The following is a 22,457-nucleotide window of genomic DNA, read 5'->3' as shown; positions in this document are numbered from 1 at the left end:
CAGTTTCATTGGACCTCAACCGTTTCACGCGTATCGGCGGCGCGGATAGCGTTCCGCAGCACGAGTCCCATGGCGATCAGGAAGACCGCGTACGCGACGAAGGCGAGCCAGAACACGAAGATCCCACGCCAGGCGAACGGTCCGCTGTGGAAGAAGAAAGCAAGCACATCGGGCAGGAAAGAGAAGGCGATCCAAAAGTTCAGGTAGCCCACCCACCGGGGCAGGATGGCCCGGTGATCGCTCAGGATCGCGGTGCCGATCGCGATGTTCTGGATGATGAACGGCCCGATGGGCGTGATGAAGAGTAGCCACGCCACATCGTTCAGCGTGATGGTCAGCTCCGGAGTGCGGTCGGGCCGAAACGGGATCACCGTCATCAACAACAGCGGCATCACCAGGAACACGCCGGTCGCCGCGCCGCTGACGAGTTGCAGGAAAGTCAGTATCGGCGTCCGGCCCTCCATCCGCGCCAGGAACACGCCGATCAGCGCGATGAGGGGGAGCACCAGGCAGATACCGAGGCCGGCGATGACCAGGCCCGCCGCGACGCGGGTGGTGTGGCCGTAGAAGTCGACGACCTCTTGGGTCGTGCTGTTCGGACCGAGCGGCATGGGCAGAACGCCCGCTATCAGGAACCCGATCGAGACGATCAGCACCGTCGCAGGCCCGGACCAAGCGCACAGCAGCTGGACACGCTTCGACATGGCTACTCCCTGGCGTGGGCGGACGAGCACGAATTTAATGTAAATAAAATTCTGACACACCCAGGGATCGCCATCAAGAGTGTTACTTCCCCAGCTGTCTGCGCCAATGCGCGGAGTGACCGCTCGGCCGAGCAATTGAACCTCGGATAAAATCCGTCCCGATTGGCCGGCGTCTGGTCAGCCCGCGGCGGCCGCGGGTCCGCGCAACTCCGAGGTCACCTCGTCGATCACGTCGTGGATGAACTGCATCTTGTCCAGGACCGCGACCGGCAGCACGAACGGGTAAAGGTCGTCGTGGCCCATCGAGCGGTTCACCATGTTCAGCGACCACGACAACGGCAGCCACATCTCGATGATGGTGGGAAATGCGCTGGGGCCCAACGCCGGACTGTTGAACGTCGCCGACGCCGGCGCCAGGCCGCACCAGGCCGAGGTGTCCAGCGCGTCGCGGATGTGCAGGTAATGGGCGAAGGTCTCGGCCCAGTCCTCGGCGGCGTGCATGGTCGCGTACGACGAGACGAAGCTCTCCTGCCACCCCTCGGGCGCGCCGTCGGCGTAGTGCCGGTCCAGCGCCTCGGAGTAGTCGGCGTCGGGGTCGCCGAACAGCTCCTTGAACCGCGCCAGGTTGTCGCTCGACGGGGTGATCAGCCGGTAGTAGTAGTAATGCCCCACCTCGTGCCGGAAGTGCCCGAGCAGGGTCCGGTACGGTTCGTCCATCTCGACCCGCAGTTGCTCGCGGTGCACGTCGTCGCCCTCGGCGAGATCCAGTGTGATGACGCCGTTCTCGTGGCCGGTGAGCACCTTCTCGTGTGCGCTGGACAGCAGCCGGAACCCCAACCCGTAGTCCGGGTCGCGGTCCCGCCCGACGATCGGCAGCTTCAGCTCGTGCAGCTCGGCGATCAGCCGTCGCTTGGCCGCCTCCGCGCGGGCGAACGCGGCCAGGCCGTCGGTGTCGTTGTCGTTGGGCCGCTCCAGCGTCAGCGCACACGACACGCACAGCCCCCCGCGATCGTTCTTCGGGACCAGCCAATTGCATTCCGCCAGATGAAGATTGGCGCACAGCTGGTACTCGTCGGCAGCCACGGCGCCGGCGTGCTCGCCGTCGTCGCCGTTGGTGATCACCAGCAGGGCCATCTGCTCGAGGGAGAACCCCAGCGAGCTGCCGCACGACAGGCACGCCGAGTTCTCGAACGCCAGGCGCTGGCCGCAGTTGGGGCAGTGGAAGTCACGCATGCAGCGCGTCACCCCCGAACGGCACGACGTCGACCGCGACGTCGATCACGCTGTGCTCGGAGTTGGTGTAGATGATGCCGCGCAGCGGCGGCACGTCGGCGTAGTCGCGCCCGCGGCCGACGATGATGTAGCGCTCGTCGACCAGCTGGTCGTTCGTCGGGTCGAGCCCCAGCCACTCGAACCGGCCCGGTTCCTGCGGGGTCCACACTCCCGCCCAGGCATGGGTCGCGTCGATGCCGATCATCCGATCCTTCCCCGGTGGCGGGTCGGTGGCCAGATAGCCGGACACGTAACTGGCCGCCAACCCGTTGGCGCGCAGGCAGGCGATCGCCAGCCTCGCAAAGTCCTGACATACCCCTTCCCGGGCCGCCAGAACCTCATTGACCCCGGTGGAAATCGTCGTCGACCCGGATCGGTAGGTGAAGTCGGTGAAGATCCGCGACGCCAGGTCGCGCATCACCTCGACCAGAGGGCGGCCCGGCTCGAAACTGGGGGCGGCGTATTCGCGGACCGCGTCGGTGATCTCCGGCGGGTCCAGGTCCAGGGTGAACTCGGTCGCGAGCGCTCCCCTGCGCCCGGCCGGCCGGGCGGCCTCCCACGGCTGCACCGCCGGCCCGCTGGTGTAGCGCTCCGGGGGCGGCGGATACACGTCGACGATGGAGTCGCCGGTGATCGTCAGCGACTGGTGCGGCTCGGTGACGTGGAAGTAGGAGCTGACGTTGCCGTAGCTGTCGCTGCTGGTGGAGCTGTCGGCGGGGGCCGGGTCGATGGTCAGCCGGTGCGCGATGCACCGCTGCCGCGCGGAATCCCGCGGGGTGAGGAACGCTCGGCCATAAGAGCTGGTCACGACGTCGGAGTAGCGGTACTGGGTGCGATGGGTGACCCGGTGCCGGCGGGCCTCGGCTTCTGACACAACGCTGATCCCATCACACCGGGTTTGCCGATCGCGAGCCAAGCGCGCCATATCGGGCGCACAATCATCAGCGTGGCCACGTGGAACGACGTCGCCCGCATCGTTGGTGAGCTGGCACTTACCTCCGAGCCGTCACCGCACGAGTGGCGGGTCGGCAAGAAGTTGCTGGCGTGGGAGCGGCCGCTGCGCCCATCGGACCGTGAGGCGCTGGCGGACAGCGGGGTCGAACCCCCGGAGGGCGACATCCTCGGCGTCCGGGTTTCCGACGAGGGCGTCAAGTTCGCGCTGATCGCCGACGAGCCCGGCGTCTACTTCACCACCCCGCACTTCGACGGCTACCCGGCGGTGCTGCTGCGGCTGGCCGAGATCGCGCCACGTGATCTGGCGGAGGTGATCACCGAGGCGTGGCTGACGCAGGCGCCCAAGAAACTGGTGCAGGAGTTCCTGGCCGACTCGCTATGACCGCAGGTCGATGACCCGCTGCAGGTCGTCGACGCAGGCCTGCACGGCGTCGGCGAGCACCACCTGGTTTTTCTCGCCGGCGGCCGCCCGCAACTGCGACGCGTGATGGCGCGCGGCCGCGGTGTACGCGCACGCCCCGGCGGGGTCGGAGTCGGCCAGCGCCGTGGCGGCCGCCAGCACCACCAGCGCGCTGTGCACGGGCGGCGCGGGCGCGGCGCGGCAGCCGTCGCCGGGGACGACGGCGCGGGCGACTTCCAGCACCGAGCCCGCGAGCAGGGCCACGTGCACGGCCTGGTGATCGGCGGCCCGCACGGCAGCGCGCAGGCCCCAGCGCCGCGGCGCGACCGCCACGACCTGACGGGCGGTGGTGCGCGCCTCGATGAGCCCGCCGAGCTGCGCGTGCACCCGATCGACGGCCGACAGGGGCCAGTCCGGCGGGGCCTCCCGGCGCCCGGCGGCGAGGTCCGCCGCGCGGGTCAGGACGCCCTGCAGCACGCCCAACACGCCGACGCGGGCGCTGCGCAGGAGCGTCAACGGATCCGCCGGGAACAGCAGCACGGCGAAGACGATCGCCACGAGGCCGCCGATCAGCGCGTCGTAGGTGCGCTCGAAGCCGACGTTGGTGCGGTACAGGGCCAGCACCAGGATCGCCGAGATGGCGGTCTGGTTGGCGAACATCATCCCCTGCCCGATGAAGCCGTGACCGATGAACACCGCGATGCACAGCGCGAGGAACGCGGCGACCCCGATGGCCAGCGCACCCGGCCCGAGCACACCCTGCACCGCGATGCCCACGCCGATCCCCAGAATCACGCCGAAGATCATCTGCACGGCGCGCATGGCGCGCAGCACGTTGCTGATCGACAGCGACACCGCGGCGGCGATCGGCGCGAAGAACGGCTGCGGGTGGCTCAGCAGGTCGTGCGCGATGTACCAGGACAGGCCCGCCGCGACCGAGGTCTGGACGAGGTTGAACCACAGCGCGCGAAGCCTTTTCAGGCCGTCGCGCGCTGCTCGCTTCATCGCTCGCCGGGTTAGGCCGGCTGCAGCTCGAACAGCGGAATGACCCTGCTGGTCTTGGACTGGTATTCGCCGAAGCCGGGCGCCGCGGCCGCGACCTTGTCGAAGAGCGCGTCGCGCTCGTCGCGCGGCAGCTCGTGGGCGGTCACGTCGAACGCGTCCGTGCCGACCTCCACGTGCGCCGCCGGGTTGGCCCGCAGGTTGTGCACCCAGGCCGGGCTGACGGGCGCGCCGGCGAACGAGCCGATGATGATCAGCTTGCCGTCGATGCGAAAGTAGGCCAGCGGCGACACCCGGGGCTGGCCGGACTTGGCGCCCGTCGTGTGCAGCAGCAGTAGGTTGGCGCCGTCGAACTGGCCGCCGACCTTGCCCTCGTTGGAACGGAACTCGTCGATGATGCTCGTGTTGAAGGCGTTGATGGTGGCGGTGTCAGGCATTTCAGTCATGCCCGGTCAACCTTCTCCGGCTTGGCGTCTATTCCGGACTCTTTGCGCTGCTGGGGCGTGATCGGCGCCGGCGCGTTGGTCAACGGGTCGACGCCGCCGCCGGTCTTGGGGAACGCGATCACCTCGCGGATCGAGTCGACCCCGGACAGCAGCGCGTTGATGCGGTCCCAGCCGAACGCGATGCCGCCGTGGGGCGGCGCGCCGAACATGAACGCCTCCAACAGGAATCCGAACTTCTCCTCGGCCTCGGCCTTGTCCAGGCCCATCACGGCGAACACCCGTTCCTGGATGTCGCGGCGGTGGATACGGATCGAGCCGCCGCCGATCTCGTTGCCGTTGCAGACGATGTCGTAGGCGTCGGCCAGCACGCTGCCGGGATCTTTGTCGACGGCGTCCTCGAATTCGGGCTTGGGCGAGGTGAACGCGTGGTGCACCGCGGTCCACGCCCCGGTGCCGACCGCCACGTCCCCGGCGGCGGTCGCGTCCTCGGCCGGCTCGAACAGCGGCGGGTCGACCACCCACACGAACGCCCACGCGTCCGGATCGATGAGGCCCAGCCGCTTGGCGATCTCGCCGCGGGCCGCGCCCAGCAGGGCCCGCGACGACTTCGCCGGACCCGCCGAAAAGAAGATGCAGTCCCCCGGCTTGGCCCGGACATGGCCGGCCAGGCCGGCGCGTTCGGCGTCGGACAGGTTCTTGGCCACCGGGCCGCCCAGCTCGCCGTCGTCGCCGACGAGCACGTAGGCCAGCCCGCGGTGCCCGCGCTGCTTGGCCCACTCCTGCCAGCCGTCCAGGGTGCGCCGCGGCTGGGAGGCCCCGCCGGGCATCACGACCGCGCCGACGTAGGGCGCCTGGAAGACGCGAAACGTGGTGTCTTTGAAGAACTCCGCGCACTCGACGAGCTCGAGGCCGAACCGCATGTCGGGCTTGTCGGAGCCGAACCGGCGCATGGCGTCGGCGTAGCTGATCCGCGGGATCGGCGTGGGGAGCCGATAGCCGATCAACCCCCACAGCGCGGCCAGGATCTCCTCGGAGACGGCGATGACGTCCTCGGCGTCGACGAAACTCATCTCCATGTCGAGCTGGGTGAACTCGGGCTGGCGGTCGGCGCGGAAATCCTCGTCGCGGTAGCAGCGGGCGATCTGGTAGTAGCACTCCATGCCGGCCACCATCAGCAGCTGCTTGAACAGCTGCGGGCTCTGCGGCAGCGCGTAGAACGAGCCTGGGTGCAGGCGCGCCGGCACCAAGAAGTCGCGCGCCCCCTCCGGCGTCGACCGGGTGATCGTCGGGGTCTCGATCTCGACGAAGTCGTGCCGCGCCAGCACCCCGCGCGCGGCGGCGTTGACCTTGGAGCGCAGCCGCATTGCCGCGGCTGGGCCGTCGCGCCGCAGGTCGAGGTAGCGGTACTTCAGCCGCAGCTCCTCGCCGGCGGGCTCGTCGAGCTGGAACGGCAGCGGCGCGCTCTCGCCCAGCACGGTCAGCGAGCTGACGTTGACCTCGATGTCGCCCGTGGCGATCTCCGGGTTGGCGTTGCCCTCCGGCCGGATCTCGACGGTACCGGTCACCGCGACGCAGAACTCGGCGCGCAACCGGTGCGCCTGGGCCAGCACGTCGGCCGCGCGGAACACCACCTGCGCGACGCCGGACGCGTCCCGCAGGTCGATGAAGATGACGCCGCCGTGGTCGCGGCGGCGGGCCACCCAACCGGCCAACGTCACCTGCTGGCCGGCGTCGCTGCTCCTCAGCGCGCCGGCGGCATGGCTGCGCAGCACGAAATACTCCCCTTTGCCCGATTTGAACGACTGCCCAGTCTAGAGTGCATGAGCGACGTCGCCGCGGACGGATCAGGAGTGCACATGACCACGTATGCGTTCGATCCGGAAATCGCCGCCGTCGTCCCACTGCTGCCCGATCTGCCCGGCGACGACCCGTTGGCCATCCGGGCGGCGCTGTCGGAGATGATCGCCCAGTTTCCACCGCCGGACACCACCGGGGTGCGGATCGAGGATCGTCAGATCCCGGGCCGCGACGGCGATCCCGCGGTGCCGATCCGCATCTACCAACCCGAACGGCCCAGCGCTCCCGCCGCGATCTACCACGTCCACGGCGGCGGGTTCATCGCCGGCGACCTCGAGACCGAACACGCCTCGAACGTCGCGCTGGCCCGCGAACTCGGCGTGGTCGTGGTGTCGGTCGACTACCGGCTCGCGCCGGAAACCCCATTTCCCGGCGGCTTGGAAGACGTCTACGCCGGGCTGGTCTGGACGGCCGCGCACGCGGACGAACTGGGCGTCGACCCGCACCGCATCGCCATTCAGGGCACCAGCGCCGGCGGCGGGCTGGGCGCCGCGCTGGCGCTGCTGGCGCGCGACCGCGGCGGGCCGCACATCGCCTTCCAGTTCCTGTCCGTGCCCGAGCTCGACGACCGCCTGGCCACCGCGAGCATGATCGCGTTCACCGACACCCCGCTGTGGAGCCGGCCCCGCGCGATCGTCAGCTGGGACTGCTACCTGGGGCCCGGCCGCGCCGGCGGGGACGACGTGTCGATCTATGCCGCCCCGGCCCGCGCGACCGATCTGGCGGGCCTGCCGCCCGCGTACGTTTCGGTCATGCACTTCGACCCGCTGCGCGACGAGGGCGTCGCCTACGCGCTGGCCATGCTCGCGGCCGGGGTGAGCGTCGAATTGCATTTGTTCCCGGGCACTTTCCACGGCTCGATGCTGATCCAGGATGCGGCGATCTCGAAGCGGGAGCAGGCCGAAACCGTCGCCGTGCTGCGCCAAGCGCTCGCGCTCTAGTAATTTCGGACCTATCGCCACCAACATCGCACTGGTCGGTCCCGGCGCCGTCGGCACGACGGTCGCCGCGCTGCTGCACAAGGCCGGGCATTCCGTGCTGGTGTGCGGCCGCACCCCCCGTGACGCCATCGAGCTGCGGCCCGACGGCGCCGACCCGATCGTGGTGCCCGGCCCCATGTGCACGGATCCCGGCGCGGTCGCCGGCCCCGTCGACGTGGTGATCCTGGCGGTCAAGGCCACCCAGAACGACGAGGCGGCCGGCTGGCTAGGCCGCCTGTGCGACGAGCACACGGTCGTCGTCGTGCTGCAGAACGGTGTCGAGCAGGTCGAGCAGGTGCAGCCGCACTGCCCGTCGTCGCCGGTGGTGCCCGGGATCGTCTGGTACGGCGCCGAGACGCAGCCGGAAGGGTGGGTGCGGTTGCGCACCGAACCGCGGCTGGTGTTGCCGTCAGGGCCCTCGGCGGAAGCGGCGGCCGAGCTGCTGCGCGGCGCCGGCTGCCAGGTGGACTGCGACCCCGACTTCGTCACCGCCGCCTGGCGCAAGCTGCTCGTCAACGCGCTGGCCGGGTTCATGGTGCTGACCGGGCGGCGGTCCGGGATGTTCCACCGCGACGACGTCGCCGCGCTGTCGCGCCGCTATGTGGCCGAATGCCTGGCCGTCGCGCACGCCGAGGGCGCCCGGCTGCCCGACGGCGTGATCGACGAGCTGGTCGACATGTTCCGCAAGGGCCCCAAGGACATGGGCACCTCGATGCTGTTCGACCGGGAGAACCACCGGCGGCTCGAGTGGGACATCCGCAACGGCGTGGTCGTCCGCAAGGCCCACGACCACAACCTGGCGACCCCGATCAGCGACATCCTGGTGCCGCTGCTGGCGGCGGCGAGCGACGGGCCGGGTTAGGTTAGGGCCATGTTCCCCTGCGAGCGTGTCGACCTGGGCTTCGTAGATACCGCGCCGTTTCGTTTCCGCAACAGCGTCGACCTCGCCGTCACGCCCGAGCAGCTGTTCGAGGTGCTCGGCGACGCCGGCTCGTGGCCGCGCTGGGCGCCGGTGATCACGAAGGTGACCTGGACCAGTCCCGAGCCGCGCGGCGTCGGCACCACCCGCATCGTCGAGATGCGCGGCGGCCTCGTCGGGGACGAGGAGTTCCTTGCGTGGGAACCGTTCACCCGCATGGCATTCCGCTTCAACGAGTGCTCGTCGAAGGCGGTCGCGGCGTTCGCCGAGGACTACCGGGTCGAGGTCATCCCCGGCGGCTGCCGGCTGACGTGGACCATGGCGCAGAAACCGGCCGGCCCCGCCCGGCTGGTGATGCCGCTGTTCGGGCCGCTGCTCAACCTGGGGCTCCGCCGGTTCCTGCGCAACCTGCGCAGCTACACCGACGCCCGGTTCCCCGTCACCCGGCAACCTTAGGAGCGTGCGATGACCTTCAACGAGGGCATGCAGATCGACACCAGCACCGCGTCGTCTTCCGGTGGGGGCGGGATGGGGATGGCCATCGGGGGCGGTGGCCTGGGGCTGCTGATCCTGCTCGGGGCGTTGTTCTTCGGCATCGACCCGGGCCGCATCATGACCCAGCAACAGACCAACACCGGCGGCTATTCGGCGCCCGGTTTCGACCTTAGCCAGTGCAAGACCGGCGCGGACGCCAACAAGTACGTCCAGTGCCGCGTGGTCGCCACCGGCAATTCCGTCGACGCGGTCTGGCATCAGCTGATGCGCAACTACACCCGCCCGCACGTGCGTCTGTTCACCGGATCCGTCGACACCGGGTGCGGCCCGGCCACCACCGCGGTGGGACCGTTCTACTGCCCGGTGGACCAGACGGCGTACTTCGACACCGACTTCTTCCAGGAACTGGTCGACCGATTCGGTTCCAGCGGTGGACCATTCGCGCAGGAATACGTCGTCGCCCACGAATACGGCCACCACGTGCAGCAGCTGCAGGGCGTCCTGGGCCGCGCCCAGCAGGGGGCACAGGGCGCCGGGGGCAACGGGGTGCGCACGGAGCTGCAGGCCGACTGCTACGCCGGCATCTGGGCCCACTACGCGTCAACCGTCAAGCAGCAGAGCACCGGCGTGCCGTACCTGGAGCCGTTGAGCGACAAGGATATTAACGATGCGCTTTCGGCCGCCGCGTCGGTGGGCGATGACCGCATCCAGAAGCAGGCGACCGGACGCGTCAACCCGGAGTCCTGGACGCACGGCTCGTCTGCGGAGCGGCAGAAGTGGTTCACCATCGGCTACCAGACCGGTGACCCCAACCAGTGCAATACGTTCGCCGCGACCGATCTGGGCTGAGCGCTCATGGTGGTCCAGGATCAGGAGCTGGCCGACGATGGGCAGGCGTCGGCGTGGGCACCGTTGCGCAATCGCATCTTTCGCAACCTGTTCATCGCGCAGTTCGTCTCGAACATCGGGACCTGGATGCAAAGCGTGGCGGCGCAATGGTTCCTGATCGAGGACCACAGCAGCGCCACCGTCGTGGCGCTGGTCCAGACGGCCAGCCTCGGGCCCACGCTGCTGCTGGGGCTGTTCGCCGGGGTGCTCGCCGACCTGTTCGACCGGCGGCGCCTGCTGATCGTCTTGCAGTCGTATGCGGTGGTGGTGGCGCTGGTCCTGGCGGCGGTGACCTACCTCGGTAGGCTCACGCCGACCGCGCTGTTGCTGTTCACCGTCGCGATCGGCCTGGCCTCCGCGCTGACCGCGCCGGCCTGGCAGGCGATTCAGCCCGAGGTTGTGACGCGCGAACAGATCCCGTCGGCCGCGGGCCTGTCGAGCGTCTCGGCGAGCGTCGGCCGGGTGATCGGGCCGGCGATCGGCGGCGTCGTGGTCGCAATCGCCGGGCCGGCAGCGGTATTCGCGATCAACGCCGTGTCGTTCACCGGGATCATCTTCGCCCTGACGGCGTGGCAGCGGCCCAAGCAACTCGCACCACTCGAACGGGAACAGTTCGGCCAGGCCATGGTGAGCGGATGGCTGTACGTCGTCAACAGCCCGATCTTTCGCCGGATTCTGCTGCGCACAGCGCTTTTCGTGTTTCCCGCCTCGGCCCTGCTGGCGCTGTTGCCGGTGGCCGCCTCCCACAGCTGGCACCTGGGAGCCAGCGGTTACGGTCTGACGCTGGGGGCCATTGGCTGCGGGGCGGCGCTCGCCCTCGCGGTGCCGAACCCGATCCGCGAGAAGGTGCCGCCCAACGCGTTGTTGGCGGCGTGCGCCGCCGCGTACGGAATTGCGGCGCTCGCGGTGGCCCGGCTGTCGTTCACCGCGGCGGCCCCCTTCCTGGTGTTGTCGGGGACGGCCTGGCTGCTCACGTTGACGACGCTGAACGCGGCGGCCCAGTTGCATCTGCCGCGATGGGTCCGGGCCCGCGGGTTGGCGATGTACCTGCTGGTCTTCACCGGATGCCAGGCGATCGGAGCGTACCTCTGGGGTCTCGTCGCCACGCGGGACGGGCTCGACGCCGCTCTGACGTGGTCGGCGGCGCTGCTGGCCATCGCCGCCCTCAGCGTCCCCGTGCTCGGTTTGCTGCCCTCCACCGGGAAGCTGAGCCGCAACATCTCCAGTTGCTGGGCGTCGCCGATGGTGATGCTCGAACCGCGCCCCAACGACGGGCCGGTGCTGGTGACCGTCCGCTACCGGGTGCCAACGGAGAACCTCGACGAGTTCGTCGAGGCGATGAGCGCGGTCCGGCGCTCACGCCTGCGAACGGGTGGCCACAGCTGGCGCCTCTATCGAAACCTGGAAGAACCCGACATGGTCCTCGAGCGGTTCACGGTGCCGTCCTGGACCGAATTCGAACGCCAGCACACCGAGCGCTGGCTGGAGTCCGACCACGACGGCGCGGCCAAGGCGGTGAGCTACACCGTCGACGACGCCCGGCGGCACGAGTACTACCTGGCCGTGCGCGTGCACCGATGAACCGGCCGTGGCCGGCTAGCTGGGTCGGCAGGTGACGGTGGTGGTGGCGTCCGCGTGCGCGACCACCTGGCCGTCCACGGCGATCTCGCAGTGGAACTGGGCGGGGCCGTTGCCCGAGTCCGGCCAGTGCAGCATGCCGCTGGCGGTGATGGTCGCGAACTGGTTCGGGTTCGCCAGCGTGGCGGTGTAGGTGACCGGCGCTCCCCCGCTCAGCGGCGCCTGCACGCTCGTCGTGAACTTCGACGGATCCGCGCTGTAGGCCGCCTGGCTGGGCGGATCCGAACTCACGTAGCTGACCGTGGCGGTCAGATTGTTGGGGCTCGTCACGGTGTAGGTCACCTGGTGGCCATCCGCGTGTGAAATCGCGGGCGCGACGGCCACCCCCATGGCCGCCGCAAACGTTGCCACCGCCACCCCGCTGGTCACTTTTCGCACGTTCGTCATATCGAAAACGCTACCGGATTCGTTACCCCGGTGGCTGTGACCAGGATGCGGGCGTTCACCCCGGTCGGGTATGAAGCAGGCATGACCGACGTTCCGGGGATCAGCCGCCGCAGGCTGTTGACCACGAGCGCGGTCTCGGCCGCCCTGGGGGCGGGCATCGGGGGCGGGGCGGCACTGCTGTGGTCGCAGGTGCGCGGTCCGGCCGTCTGGTATCAGCCGGACCGCGGCGGCGCACCGCCGGTGACCGGCCTGCACCTGCAGTTCGGCGCGAACGCCGCGACCGAGGTGGTGGTGTCATGGCACACCACCGAGGCCGTCCGCAATCCCCGCGTAATGCTGGGCACCCCGGCCTCCGGGTTCGGGCGCACCGTCGCCGCCGAGACCCGCACCTACCGAGATGCCAAGTCCAACATCGAGGTTCGCGTCAACCACGCGCGCCTGACGGGCCTGATCCCCGACACCGACTACGTGTACGCCGCGGTGCACGACGGCGCCGAGCCGGGCGGCGGGACGGTGCGCACCGCGCCATCGGGGCGAAAGCCGCTGCGCTTCACCAGCTTCGGCGATCAGTCTACCCCCACGCTGGCCCGGATGCCCGACGGCCGATACGCCACCGACAACATCGGGTCGCCCGCGGCCGCGGACACCACGCTGGCGGTCGAGCGCCTCGGCCCCCTGTTCAATCTCGTCAACGGCGACCTGTGCTACGCCAACCTCGCCCAGGATCGCGTCCGGACCTGGTCGAACTGGTTCGAGAACAACACCCGCTCGGCGCGGTTCCGGCCGTGGATGCCGGCCGCCGGCAACCACGAGAACGAATTGGGCAACGGGCCAATCGGTTACGGCGCCTACCAGACCTACTTCGCGGTGCCCGATGCGGGCTCCAGCGTTCAGACCCGCGGCCTGTGGTACTCGTTCACCGCCGGCTCGGTGCGGGTGATCAGCCTGAACAACGACGACGTGGCCTACCAGGACGGCGGCAACTTCTACGTGCACGGCTACTCCGGCGGGGAGCAGAGGCGCTGGCTCGCGGGCGAACTCGCCGCCGCGCGGCGCGACCCGGACGTCGACTGGATCGTCGTCTGCATGCACCAGACGGCGATCTCGACCGCCGATAGGACCAACGGCGCCGACCTCGGGATCCGCCAGGAGTGGCTGCCGCTGTTCGACCAGTACGAGGTCGATCTGGTGCTGTGCGGCCACGAACACCACTACGAGCGGTCGCATCCGTTGCGCGGCGCGCTGGGCACCGACACCCGGACGCCGATACCCGTCGAGACCCGCGACGACCTCATCGACTCGACCAAGGGCACCGTGCACCTCGTCATCGGCGGCGGCGGCACCTCCGCGCCGTCCAACGGGATGTTCTTTCCCGAGCCGCGGTGCCGCGTGGTGACCGGCGTCGGGGCATTCGACCCCGGAATCGGCCGCAAGGCGCCGATCTACGTGCTGGAGGACGCGCCGTGGTCGGCGTTTCGCGACCGCGACAACCCTTACGGCTTCGCGGCTTTCGACGTCGACCCGGGCCAACCCGGCGGCAACACCTCGATCAAGGCGACGCATTACGCGCTGAGCGGGCCATTCGGCGCGGTCACCGTGGTGGACCAGTTCACGCTCACCAAGCCGCGCCGCGACCGGCCCGCCTAGCTCAAAACAGCGTCGGCTGCAGCGGTTCCGGTGTGGCTTTTGCCGATGGGGTCGGGCGGGGGTCGCCGCCCAGCCGGTGCTCGGCGATCAGCGGCGCGGCCCGTTCGCGCAGCATGTCGCGGTAGCTCGGCGGCAGGTAGGCGCCGCGGCGGTACAGCTCGCGGTACCGGCCGACCAGCTCCGGGTGCGAGCGGGCCAGCCAGGACATGAACCAGCCGCGCGTCGATCCACGCAGGTGCAGGCCGAAGACCGTGACGCCGGTGGCGCCGGCGGCGGCGATCTGGCCGAGCAGGCCGTCGAGGTGCTCGGTGGAATCCGTGAGGTGCGGCAGCACGGGCGCGACCATCACGTGGCAGCCGAGGCCGGCGTCCCGGATGGCGGTGATGAGGCCCAGGCGCGCCTGTGGCGTCGGCGTTCCCGGCTCGACGTCGCGGTGCAGCTCCGGGTCGGCGACGGCCAGCGAGACGGCGACCGATACCGGAACCTGGTGTGCCGCATCGGCTATCAGCGGCAGGTCGCGCCTGAGCAGGGTGCCCTTGGTGAGGATCGACAGCGGCGTACCGGATCCGGCGAGCGCGCCGATGATGCCCGGCATCAGCGCGTAGCGCCCCTCGGCGCGCTGGTAGGGATCGGTGTTGGTGCCCAGCGCGACCGTCTCCCGCTGCCACGACGGCCGGCGCAGCTCGCGGTTCAGCACCTCGGCGACGTTGGTCTTGACCACCACCTGGGTGTCGAAGTCGGCGCCGCAGTCGAAGTCCAGGTATTCGTGGGTGGGACGCGCGAAGCAGTAGCGGCAGGCGTGCGAGCAGCCGCGGTAGCCGTTGACGGTGTAGCGGAACGGCAGCGCAGACGCCTTGGGCACCTTGTTGAGCGCCGACTTGCACAGCACCTCGTGGAAGGTGATCCCCTCGAACTGCGGCGCCCGCACGCTTCGGACCAGGCCGATCCTGGCCAGCCCCGGGAGTGCCCCGTCGTCGAGAGCGACGGCCTGACTAGCCCAGCGCATGCCCTCTATTCGAACTGTTGTTCGATCCGATGTCAAGTGACAGGATGGCGCCATGGAACTGCGACACCGGGAGATCGCCGGCAAGCGAATGGCCTACATCGACGAGGGCGAGGGCGACGCGATCGTCTTTCAGCACGGCAACCCGACGTCGTCGTACTTGTGGCGCAATGTCATGCCGCACCTGGAGGGGCTGGGCCGGCTGGTGGCATGCGACCTCATCGGGATGGGCGCGTCGGACAAACTCAGCCCATCGGGTCCAGACCGCTACAACTACGCCGAGCAACGAGACTTCTTGTTCGCACTCTGGGACGCGCTCGACCTGGGGGACCGCGTGGTGCTGGTGCTGCACGACTGGGGCTCCGCGCTGGGCTTCGACTGGGCGAACCAGCATCGCGACCGCGTGCAGGGGATCGCATTCATGGAGGCGATCGTCACGCCGATGACATGGTCGGATTGGCATCCCAGCGTGCGAGGTGTTTTCCAGGGGTTCCGGTCGCCGGAGGGTGAGCGGATGGTGTTGGAACAGAACATGTTTGTCGAAGCGGTCCTGCCCGGCGCTATTCAGCGGAAACTTTCCGACGAGGAGATGAACGCCTACCGCGAGCCGTTCCTCAATCCCGGCGAGGACCGGCGACCCACGCTGTCGTGGCCGCGCAACATACCCATCGATGGCGAGCCAGCCAACGTTGTCGCCATCGTCGACGAGTACCGATCCTGGCTCGAAAAAGACGACGTGCCAAAGCTGTTCGTCAACGCCGAGCCCGGCGCAATCCTCACCGGCCGCATCCGCGACTACGTCCGGACGTGGGGTAACCTCAGCGAAGTCACGGTCCCCGGGGTGCATTTCATCCAAGAAGACAGCCCGGACGAGATCGGTTTGGCCGTGGCGCAATTCGTCAGGCGGCTACGGTCGGCCGGCACCTAGAAGGGCGGCGGATCGTCGTCGCCGTCGGGGGGTTGGGCGGATCCGAAATAGTCGTTGACTTCGGTTTTGCGGGCCAGGCGGGCCTCGCGGTTGTGGCGGCGTTCGGTGGCCACGCGGTAGGCGCGGTCTTGGGCGCGGGTGCGGCGACGTTTGGGCATCATCGCGGTGAGCTCACCGCAGCGGTCGGCGACGGCCGCGGCGATGGGCGCCTCGCCGGTGGGCGCACACATGCCGGGGAACAGCAGCGCGCTGCCCGGGGTGGTGACGTAGATGTGCCCGTCGGGCAACGTCCAGACGATGGTGCCGTCGGGCAGCTGCCGATCGCGCCAGCCGCCGAACGTTTTGAGCAAATGATGAAGCCGGCAAAGGCATTTCAGGTTGGACGCGTGCGTCGCACCGCCGTCGGCGTAGGGAACGGTGTGGTCGATGTCGGTATGGACGGCCGGGCGATCACAGCCCGGGGCCCGACAGGTCAGGTCGCGGCAGCGCACGAACTCGGCCAGCGCCTTGGAGGGCACGTAACCCTTTTCGGGCGCGGTGTCGGCGGGGTGGGTCAGCGGCACCAGCTTGGCCGAGGCGGCCAATTCCCGCACGAGTTCGGGCGGGATGAGACCGTCGGCGCTCAGCTCGGATCCCGGTGCGTTGCCGGTGCCGTCGAGGGTGGCTTGTTCGGCGATCACATGAATCACCACCGGACCGGCCGCCGGGCGCTTCCCGGCCGCGCAATCAGGACGCCCGCAGCGGCAGCCCAGCCGATCCGCCCCGGCTGCCAGCGCCCCCAGCGCGTCAGCGCGGCGCTGCTCCCTGGTGCGTGGATCGTGCGCACACACGGTGGTCGCCAACGCATTCAGGCGTTTCTCCAAGGCATGGGCATCCGGGGTCAGCAAGACGCCACCGATCTCGGCGCAACCGTCCTGGTCCGGCCCGATCCAGACCTCGCGATCGCGTTGGGCTTTGGTGCGCCGGCGCACCGCGTCGGCGTCGGCGCGGGCCACGATCCGGTCCACTTGCCCGCTCAGCCGCCCCTGGCTCATCGACGGCCAGCGGACCACATTGGCCGCCAACTGCGCATCGACGCGGGCCAACACGGAGGCATCCTCGATCAAATCGGTGCGAAACACGATCGTCTGAAACATCCGGTAATCGATATCGCCGGCCTTGAACACCTCACCCACGTTGGGCAGGCGCTCGCACATCGCCCGGGCGTAGTGCAGCCGGCTCCCCGCGAGGGCCTGGCTGATCCGCAACGCCGCGGCCACCTCGGCCGTCACCGCCTCCATCGTGTCAATCGCCCAGTCCTCGCTCTCCGAGCACCGTGACAATCGATATCTGAACAATTCGTGGATCGCGGCCAGCTGCGCGGCCGCCTCCCGGTTCTCCGCCCGCGCCGCGGCGCAGATCCGATCGACCATCACCGCGGACTCCGCCGTCTTCGACGGATAGCACCGCTCGATCATCTCGTCGAACCGGGTGATCACCTCAGCACGGGCCGTCTCATCGAACATGTGTTCGAGTATGCCATGACACCCCGACAATCCGCCGACGCCGAGAACGGCGCCGCAAGAATCGCACAAGGATCAGGCAAGCCGGCTGCGGGAATGTATGCACGAACGGCCGCCACAGGCGGGCACAAGCTAGGGACACCCACATGACCAGAACGTCGCACCGCCAACGGGCCATGACAAACACAAAGCTCGCCCTCGTCGCGATGACGGCGGTCGCGGCGGCCGCCGGCCTTCCGGCCGCTGCACACGCAGATGAGGGCTATGACTTTCAGTCCCCGTCGGGCAACATTCACTGCAAGATGGGCTATGCCCAGGGGACCGATCCAGGCGTCGTTTGCACCATCGCGAACTCCACCTACGCGGGACAATGCCAGTCCGGCGGCGTGGTCGCCTGGCCGCAATTCGGGCTTTGGCAGGGCGGATCGCCGTCGTCGCCGAAGGACATGCCGTGTGTCGTCGGTGATATCAAAACGCCGATATCGCCCGTGCTCGACTACGGCCAGAAAACGCGCTCGTTGGGCCCGATCAGTTGCGTCAGTGAGCAATCCGGCGTGACATGCACCGACAGCAGCACCGGTCACTTCTTCCAGGTGTCATCGGAGTCCTACCAGGTGGGCTGATCGAGCCCCCACGCCTTTTCAGGGGTATGCGCCGAGCCGGCGACGCTCGTCAGGCGCCACAGAAGCGGCTGTAGCCATACTTCTGTGAGCACCAAATGTCACCTGCGTTCGCATCGGTGAGTTCGGCATCGTTGTGGGCCAAGTGGAGGACCGTGACACCGTCGGGGGCCACGACGAGCTCGGCCTTCCACGCGGTCTGCTCGTTGATGTCGCCGCCGAGTCCGTCGCCCCAGGCACCGATGCGCTGCTCCAACCTGATCCCGAGACCCCGGCCGTCGGCCTGCGTCCAGCGCATCGTCCACCTCTCGCCGTCGCGGGCGCTGGACCCGAGCAGCATCGTCCCGGTGCCGTCGGGCGCGATCGTCATCATGCTCAAGTGTCTCTGCCAGTCACCGACGTAGTCGCCGCGCGCCGTCTGCATCGGCGGGTTGTCCGCCGGATCGGCGTTGGCGACCGCGGCATGCGCAATGAGGGCGGCGGCTGTCGCGGTGAGCGCCGCGATCGAGCGGCCAGCAAATTTGGTCATGGCGAATGTTACAACCCGGGCAGGCAGATGGGCGCCCCGTAGCACGGCGGCGGTCCGAGCGGCTGCCGGGGAGCGTCGCCCTCCCAGACGAACTGGCCGACGTTGCCCATGCCCCCGACAGGAACCCAGTACCAGTGGTGGCATACGTTCATGTCCCACCGGACATCCGGCATCGGCAGGGGTTCACCCGGGCACCAGTCGTGCGGGACGGTGAAGTTGTCGGCGTGGGCGGTGCCCGCGGTCGGCCCCAAACCCGCCACCGCGAGGCTGCCCGAAAGCAGCGCCCCGACAACCACTTTCTTCAAGGTGGTATCCATGACCGCAATGTAACGCCGGCCGCTTGCGAATTTCTTGCGCCGGATCGGCTACCGGCCGAGGCGCGGAAGAACTTCGGCGACAACGGAATCCACGGTCACCGAGACCTGGTCACCCGAGCCGAGATCCTTCACCCCGACAGCCCGGACTTCGCGGGCAGTCTCGACTGACCTAAGTGGCCGTCGCGGCCGGCGAAGTCGAATCCAGGGGCTCATAGCAGTGCTTCTCCGCGCGAATCGCCCGATAGAACTGGACGAACGTGACGACGAGAAACGGGACGTACGACCCGACGGGCAGCCAGAATCCGATGATGCCGTTCCACGTCAACGGTCCGGAGAAGAAGAAAATGCACGCGAGCCCAGTCCCACCGATCGTTGCCATCCAGAGATTCAGATACAAAAACCAGCGGGGAAACACCTGGGGCCCCTGCCGCTGAGTAAATCCGGCCATTGCGAGACAGAACAGCTGCATGCTGAAGGTCGGAAAGAACATCAGGAACTCGAGCCACGTCATGTCGTTGATGAGCTGAACCAGCTCGGGCGAGCGGTCGAGGCGATAGAAGGCGCCGGCCCAGAAGATGAACGGCAGGATGAAGGCCACCGCATTCACGCAGCCGGCGCCAAACGCAAAGATGGCCCAGAGCGGGACGCGGCGCCCCTGCTCCATACGAGATATCTGCAGGGCGACCATCGCCGACCAGGGAACCAGCAGGGTGCTGCCCAGCAACCCCACGACGATCCCGAGCTTGACCCAGGTCAGCCTGGGCCCGAACTCGGCCATCAATTGGGCACCGGACAGCTGGGGCGACGGCGGCGGAATGAAACCCGACAACGGCATCAGTCCGACAAAGAACAACACCCCGAACGCGATGCCGCAGCCCCAGAGCGCCAGCTGGAGCTTTTCGTGGACGTACTGCGATGGTGTCATGACTTCGCGCGCCCCCTACGTGGACTGTAATTGAGATCGTTTGTATCATAAAAACTGATCTATGTGCAGGGTCCTCCGCCTATGACGTTGTCCGGCCTCACCGCCGCGCCCCCCTAGGTCTGCTGCAGCTTCGAAATCAACTCGACAACAACGGAATCCATGGGCACCGAGACCTGGTCACCCGAGCCGAGGTCCTTCACCCCGACGGTCCCGGACTCGAGGTCCCGGTCGCCCGCCACCAACGCGAAGCGGGCTCCCGAGCGGTCGGCGGCGCGCATCGCGCCCTTGAGCCCGCGGTCGCCGTAGGCCATGTCGACGCGGACACCGGCGCCACGCAGCTGCACGGCGAGCACCGCCAGCGACAGCTTCGCCGCGTCGCTCAAAGGCACCGCGAACACGTCGCAGCGCGTGGTCTCCCCAATGGTCTTGCCCTCGGCGCGCAGCGCCAGCATCGTCCGGTCCACGCCCAGCCCGAAGCCGATGCCCGACAGGTCCTGTCCGCCGAGCTCGCTCATCAGGCCGTCGTAGCGGCCGCCGCCGCCGATCCCGGACTGCGCGCCCAGACCGTCGTGCACGAACTCGAACGTGGTCTTCGTGTAGTAGTCCAGCCCGCGCACCATCCGCGGGTTGATCACGTACGGCACCCCGAGCGCGTCGAGATGGGCCAGCACCGTGTCGAAGTGTTGCTTGGCGCCGTCGGACAGGTGGTCGAGCAGGACCGGCGCGTCGGCCGTCATGGCCCGCACGTCGGGCCGCTTGTCGTCGAGCACCCGCAACGGATTGAGCTGCGCGCGTCGCCGCGTCTCCTCGTCGAGGTCGAGGCCGAACAGGAACTCCTGCAACAGTTCCCGGTACTGCGGGCGGCAGCTTTCGTCGCCGAGGGAGGTGATCTCCAGCCGGAAGCCGTCCAGGCCCAGCGAGCGGAAGCCACCGTCGGCGACGGCGATCACCTCGGCGTCCAGCGCCGGGTCGTCGACGCCGATCGCCTCGACGCCGACCTGCTGCAGCTGGCGATACCGCCCGGCCTGCGGACGCTCGTAACGGAAGAACGGGCCCGCGTAGCAAAGCTTCACCGGCAGCGCGCCGCGATCCAGGCCGTGCTCGATCACCGCGCGCACCACCCCGGCCGTCCCCTCCGGCCGCAAAGTCACCGAGCGATCGCCACGGTCGGCGAACGTGTACATCTCCTTGGAGACGACGTCGGTGGATTCGCCGACGCCGCGGGCAAACAGGGCGGTGTCCTCGAAGATCGGCAGCTCGACGTCGCCGTAGCCGGCCCGGCGGGCCGCGGCCAGCAACCCGTCGCGCACCGCGACGAACTGCACCGAATCGGGCGGCAGGTAATCCGGCACCCCCTTGGGGGCAGAGAACTCCGTCACCGGCTCAGGCCCTCGAGGAACGGATTGAACCGCCGCTCCGCGCCGATGGTGGTCGACGGGCCGTGCCCGGGCAGCACGACGGTCTTGTCGTCCAGCACCAACAGCTTGTCGATGATCGACGTCAGCAGGTCGCGGCCGCTGCCGCCGAACAGGTCCGTGCGGCCCACGGACCGCTCGAACAGCGTGTCGCCGGTGAAGACGACGTCCTTGTCGGACGAGACACGGAAGACGACCGATCCGCGCGTGTGCCCGGGCGTGTGATCGACGTTGACGGTCACACTGCCCAGATCCAGCTTGTCGCCGTCGCGGTCCAGCTCCACCACCTGCTTGGGCTCGCGGAAGAACGCGCCCGTCACCAGCTGCGCCAGCTTCGGGCCGTAGCCGTGGATCGGGTCGGTCAGCATGAAGCGGTCCTCGGGGTGGATATAGGTGGGGCAGCCGAACGTGTCGGAAACCTTCTGGGCCGACCAGATGTGGTCGATGTGCCCGTGGGTCAGCAGCACCGCGGCGGGGGTCAGCCGGTTCTCGTCCAGGATTCGCCGCAGCGCACCCATCGCCCGCTGACCGGGATCGACGATGACGGCGTCGCTTCCGGGCCGGTCAGCCAGCACGTAGCAGTTGCACTGCAACATGCCGGCGGGGAATCCGGTGATCAACACGGTTCCCAGTTTCCCACGGGACCCGATTGACACCGGTCACCGCGCCCACATTAGCCTGGGCTGGCGATCTCGGGCCCCGACCCATCAACCATGGAGGCATTCCGGCCGTGCCGACCAACGAACAGCGACGTGCCAACGCCAAGCGCAAACTCGAACGGCAGCTCGAGAAGCGCCAGAAGCAGGCCAAGAGGCGCCGGATCGTGGTGATCGCCGCGGGTTCGGTCGCGGCGGTGGCCGTGATCGTCGCGGTGGTGATCGCAATCGTCAACACCAAGCACGAGAACAAGAGCAACACCGCGGCGCCGACCAGCACCACCGCCGCCAGCAGCTCCCCCGAGAGCACGACGCCCGGGCCGACGCCGGGCGTCCCGCCGCTGCCGCCGTTCAAGCCGTCGGCCAACCTGGGCGCCAACTGCCAATACCCGGCGTCCTCGGACGCGGCCGCCAAGCAGGTCAAGCCGCCGCGCACCGGGAAGGTCCCGACCGACCCGGCCCAGGTGAGCGCGAGCATGTCGACCAGTCAGGGCAACATCGGGCTGATGCTGGCCAACAACGAATCGCCTTGCACGGTAAACAGTTTCGCCAGCCTCATCGGCCAGAAATACTTCGACGGCACCAAATGCCACCGGCTGACCACCTCGGACACGCTGGGCGTGCTGCAATGCGGCGACCCCAAGGGTGACGGCACCGGTGGCCCCGGCTACCAATTCGCCAACGAGTACCCGACCGACCAGTACCCGCCCAACGACCCCAAGGCGCAACAGCCGGTCGTCTATCCGCGCGGCACCCTGGCGATGGCCAACGCCGGGCCCGGCACCAACGGCAGCCAGTTCTTCATGGTCTACAAGGACTCCCAGCTGCCGCCGCAGTACACCGTGTTCGGCACCATCCAGGCCGACGGGCTGGCCATCCTGGACAAGATCGCCAAGGCCGGCGTCGCCGGCGGCGGCGAGGACGGGGCGCCGGCCAGCGAAGTCACCATCAAGTCGCTGCTGCTCGACTAAAG

General features: G+C 68.8%; 24 protein-coding genes and 1 pseudogene. 10 read left to right on the top strand and 15 right to left on the bottom strand.

The window, feature by feature from the left end:
- Positions 1 to 5: 5 nt before the first annotated feature.
- From AC5Y2S_RS07960 to AC5Y2S_RS07950, 3 genes are all read right to left on the bottom strand, one after another.
- Positions 6 to 704: a hypothetical protein gene (locus tag AC5Y2S_RS07960; RefSeq protein WP_499955226.1), complete on the bottom strand. Its 699-nt coding sequence runs from the start codon at positions 702 to 704 to the stop codon at positions 6 to 8.
- Positions 705 to 881: 177 nt separating this feature from the next.
- Positions 882 to 1,937: a zinc-binding metallopeptidase family protein gene (locus AC5Y2S_RS07955; protein WP_499955225.1), complete on the bottom strand. Its 1,056-nt coding sequence runs from the start codon at positions 1,935 to 1,937 to the stop codon at positions 882 to 884.
- Complete coding sequence (locus tag AC5Y2S_RS07950; protein ID WP_499955223.1) at positions 1,930 to 2,850, bottom strand: transglutaminase family protein; 921 nt, start codon at positions 2,848 to 2,850, stop codon at positions 1,930 to 1,932. Before AC5Y2S_RS07950 ends, AC5Y2S_RS07955 begins: the two co-directional genes overlap by 8 nt.
- A 72-nt stretch (positions 2,851 to 2,922) precedes the next feature.
- Between AC5Y2S_RS07950 and AC5Y2S_RS07945 the strand changes: the two genes are divergently transcribed.
- A complete protein-coding gene (locus tag AC5Y2S_RS07945; RefSeq protein ID WP_499902246.1) occupies positions 2,923 to 3,312 on the top strand; it encodes an MmcQ/YjbR family DNA-binding protein in 390 nt (129 codons plus the stop codon).
- Here the strand turns inward: AC5Y2S_RS07945 and AC5Y2S_RS07940 are convergent.
- The 3 genes from AC5Y2S_RS07940 to aspS are packed head-to-tail and all read right to left on the bottom strand — an operon-like array spanning position 3,307 to position 6,550.
- Positions 3,307 to 4,335 carry an FUSC family protein gene (locus AC5Y2S_RS07940; protein WP_499955222.1) on the bottom strand — a complete coding sequence of 343 codons (1,029 nt, stop codon included), beginning with the start codon at positions 4,333 to 4,335 and terminating at the stop codon, positions 3,307 to 3,309. The genes AC5Y2S_RS07945 and AC5Y2S_RS07940 overlap by 6 nt on opposite strands.
- A gap of 11 nt (positions 4,336 to 4,346) precedes the next feature.
- Positions 4,347 to 4,778, bottom strand: a complete 432-nt coding sequence (locus AC5Y2S_RS07935) for a nitroreductase family deazaflavin-dependent oxidoreductase (RefSeq protein WP_499955220.1) — start codon at positions 4,776 to 4,778, stop codon at positions 4,347 to 4,349.
- Entirely contained in the window at positions 4,775 to 6,550 is a 1,776-nt protein-coding gene (aspS, locus tag AC5Y2S_RS07930) for an aspartate--tRNA ligase (RefSeq protein ID WP_499955218.1), read from the bottom strand. Before aspS ends, AC5Y2S_RS07935 begins: the two co-directional genes overlap by 4 nt.
- An 84-nt stretch (positions 6,551 to 6,634) precedes the next feature.
- Between aspS and AC5Y2S_RS07925 the strand changes: the two genes are divergently transcribed.
- From AC5Y2S_RS07925 to AC5Y2S_RS07905, 5 genes are read left to right on the top strand one after another with little or no spacing between them, the layout of a single operon-like run.
- A complete protein-coding gene (locus AC5Y2S_RS07925) occupies positions 6,635 to 7,576 on the top strand; it encodes an alpha/beta hydrolase (protein ID WP_499955216.1) in 942 nt (313 codons plus the stop codon).
- 13 nt (positions 7,577 to 7,589) lie between these two features.
- Positions 7,590 to 8,477, top strand: coding sequence for an oxidoreductase (locus AC5Y2S_RS07920; protein WP_499955688.1), 888 nt, complete (start codon positions 7,590 to 7,592; stop codon positions 8,475 to 8,477).
- A 9-nt stretch (positions 8,478 to 8,486) separates the two neighbouring features.
- The gene (locus tag AC5Y2S_RS07915; RefSeq protein ID WP_499955214.1) at positions 8,487 to 8,990 is read left to right on the top strand and encodes an SRPBCC family protein; all 504 of its coding nucleotides are present in this window, start codon (positions 8,487 to 8,489) and stop codon (positions 8,988 to 8,990) included.
- Positions 8,991 to 8,999: 9 nt separating this feature from the next.
- A complete protein-coding gene (ypfJ, locus tag AC5Y2S_RS07910) occupies positions 9,000 to 9,878 on the top strand; it encodes a KPN_02809 family neutral zinc metallopeptidase (RefSeq protein ID WP_499955212.1) in 879 nt (292 codons plus the stop codon).
- 6 nt (positions 9,879 to 9,884) lie between these two features.
- Positions 9,885 to 11,498, top strand: a complete 1,614-nt coding sequence (locus tag AC5Y2S_RS07905; protein WP_499955210.1) for an MFS transporter — start codon at positions 9,885 to 9,887, stop codon at positions 11,496 to 11,498.
- 15 nt (positions 11,499 to 11,513) lie between these two features.
- Here AC5Y2S_RS07905 and AC5Y2S_RS07900 read toward each other — a convergent pair whose 3' ends face one another.
- On the bottom strand, positions 11,514 to 11,942 hold the full coding sequence (locus AC5Y2S_RS07900; RefSeq protein ID WP_499955208.1) for an Rv2576c family protein: 429 nt from the start codon (positions 11,940 to 11,942) through the stop codon (positions 11,514 to 11,516).
- 81 nt (positions 11,943 to 12,023) lie between these two features.
- Here AC5Y2S_RS07900 and AC5Y2S_RS07895 point away from each other — a divergent pair, with 81 nt between their 5' ends.
- Entirely contained in the window at positions 12,024 to 13,589 is a 1,566-nt protein-coding gene (locus AC5Y2S_RS07895; protein WP_499955206.1) for a purple acid phosphatase family protein, read from the top strand.
- 1 nt (position 13,590) lies between these two features.
- Here AC5Y2S_RS07895 and AC5Y2S_RS07890 read toward each other — a convergent pair whose 3' ends face one another.
- The gene (locus AC5Y2S_RS07890; RefSeq protein ID WP_499955204.1) at positions 13,591 to 14,595 is read right to left on the bottom strand and encodes an Rv2578c family radical SAM protein; all 1,005 of its coding nucleotides are present in this window, start codon (positions 14,593 to 14,595) and stop codon (positions 13,591 to 13,593) included.
- Between the two features lie 52 nt (positions 14,596 to 14,647).
- On the opposite strand from AC5Y2S_RS07890, the gene AC5Y2S_RS07885 reads away from it, so the two are divergent.
- Entirely contained in the window at positions 14,648 to 15,520 is an 873-nt protein-coding gene (locus AC5Y2S_RS07885) for a haloalkane dehalogenase (RefSeq protein WP_499955202.1), read from the top strand.
- Here AC5Y2S_RS07885 and AC5Y2S_RS07880 read toward each other — a convergent pair.
- Positions 15,517 to 17,025, bottom strand: a complete 1,509-nt coding sequence (locus AC5Y2S_RS07880; RefSeq protein WP_499955200.1) for an HNH endonuclease signature motif containing protein — start codon at positions 17,023 to 17,025, stop codon at positions 15,517 to 15,519. The genes AC5Y2S_RS07885 and AC5Y2S_RS07880 overlap by 4 nt on opposite strands.
- A gap of 203 nt (positions 17,026 to 17,228) precedes the next feature.
- On the opposite strand from AC5Y2S_RS07880, the gene AC5Y2S_RS07875 reads away from it, so the two are divergent.
- Complete coding sequence (locus AC5Y2S_RS07875; protein WP_499955198.1) at positions 17,229 to 17,645, top strand: hypothetical protein; 417 nt, start codon at positions 17,229 to 17,231, stop codon at positions 17,643 to 17,645.
- Positions 17,646 to 17,694: 49 nt separating this feature from the next.
- Here the strand turns inward: AC5Y2S_RS07875 and AC5Y2S_RS07870 are convergent, their stop codons facing one another.
- From AC5Y2S_RS07870 to AC5Y2S_RS07845, 6 genes and pseudogenes are all read right to left on the bottom strand, one after another.
- Positions 17,695 to 18,171, bottom strand: a complete 477-nt coding sequence (locus AC5Y2S_RS07870) for a hypothetical protein (RefSeq protein WP_499955196.1) — start codon at positions 18,169 to 18,171, stop codon at positions 17,695 to 17,697.
- A gap of 8 nt (positions 18,172 to 18,179) precedes the next feature.
- A complete protein-coding gene (locus tag AC5Y2S_RS07865) occupies positions 18,180 to 18,488 on the bottom strand; it encodes a hypothetical protein (protein ID WP_499955194.1) in 309 nt (102 codons plus the stop codon).
- A 48-nt stretch (positions 18,489 to 18,536) separates the two neighbouring features.
- Positions 18,537 to 18,626: pseudogene (locus AC5Y2S_RS07860) on the bottom strand (hypothetical protein); the annotation flags it as partial.
- A 31-nt stretch (positions 18,627 to 18,657) separates the two neighbouring features.
- Positions 18,658 to 19,413: a hypothetical protein gene (locus AC5Y2S_RS07855; protein ID WP_499955193.1), complete on the bottom strand. Its 756-nt coding sequence runs from the start codon at positions 19,411 to 19,413 to the stop codon at positions 18,658 to 18,660.
- A 113-nt stretch (positions 19,414 to 19,526) separates the two neighbouring features.
- Complete coding sequence (gene hisS, locus AC5Y2S_RS07850; protein ID WP_499955191.1) at positions 19,527 to 20,792, bottom strand: histidine--tRNA ligase; 1,266 nt, start codon at positions 20,790 to 20,792, stop codon at positions 19,527 to 19,529.
- On the bottom strand, positions 20,789 to 21,451 hold the full coding sequence (locus AC5Y2S_RS07845; protein WP_499955189.1) for an MBL fold metallo-hydrolase: 663 nt from the start codon (positions 21,449 to 21,451) through the stop codon (positions 20,789 to 20,791). The genes hisS and AC5Y2S_RS07845 overlap by 4 nt, the downstream gene beginning before the upstream one ends.
- A 107-nt stretch (positions 21,452 to 21,558) precedes the next feature.
- Here AC5Y2S_RS07845 and AC5Y2S_RS07840 point away from each other — a divergent pair, with 107 nt between their 5' ends.
- A complete protein-coding gene (locus AC5Y2S_RS07840) occupies positions 21,559 to 22,455 on the top strand; it encodes a peptidylprolyl isomerase (RefSeq protein WP_499955187.1) in 897 nt (298 codons plus the stop codon).
- Positions 22,456 to 22,457 lie beyond the last annotated feature (2 nt).

This window comes from Mycobacterium sp. NGS69 (assembly GCF_059812165.1).
Note: the sequence above shows the minus strand (reverse complement) of the source record. Positions and strands in the feature narration are given on the sequence as shown.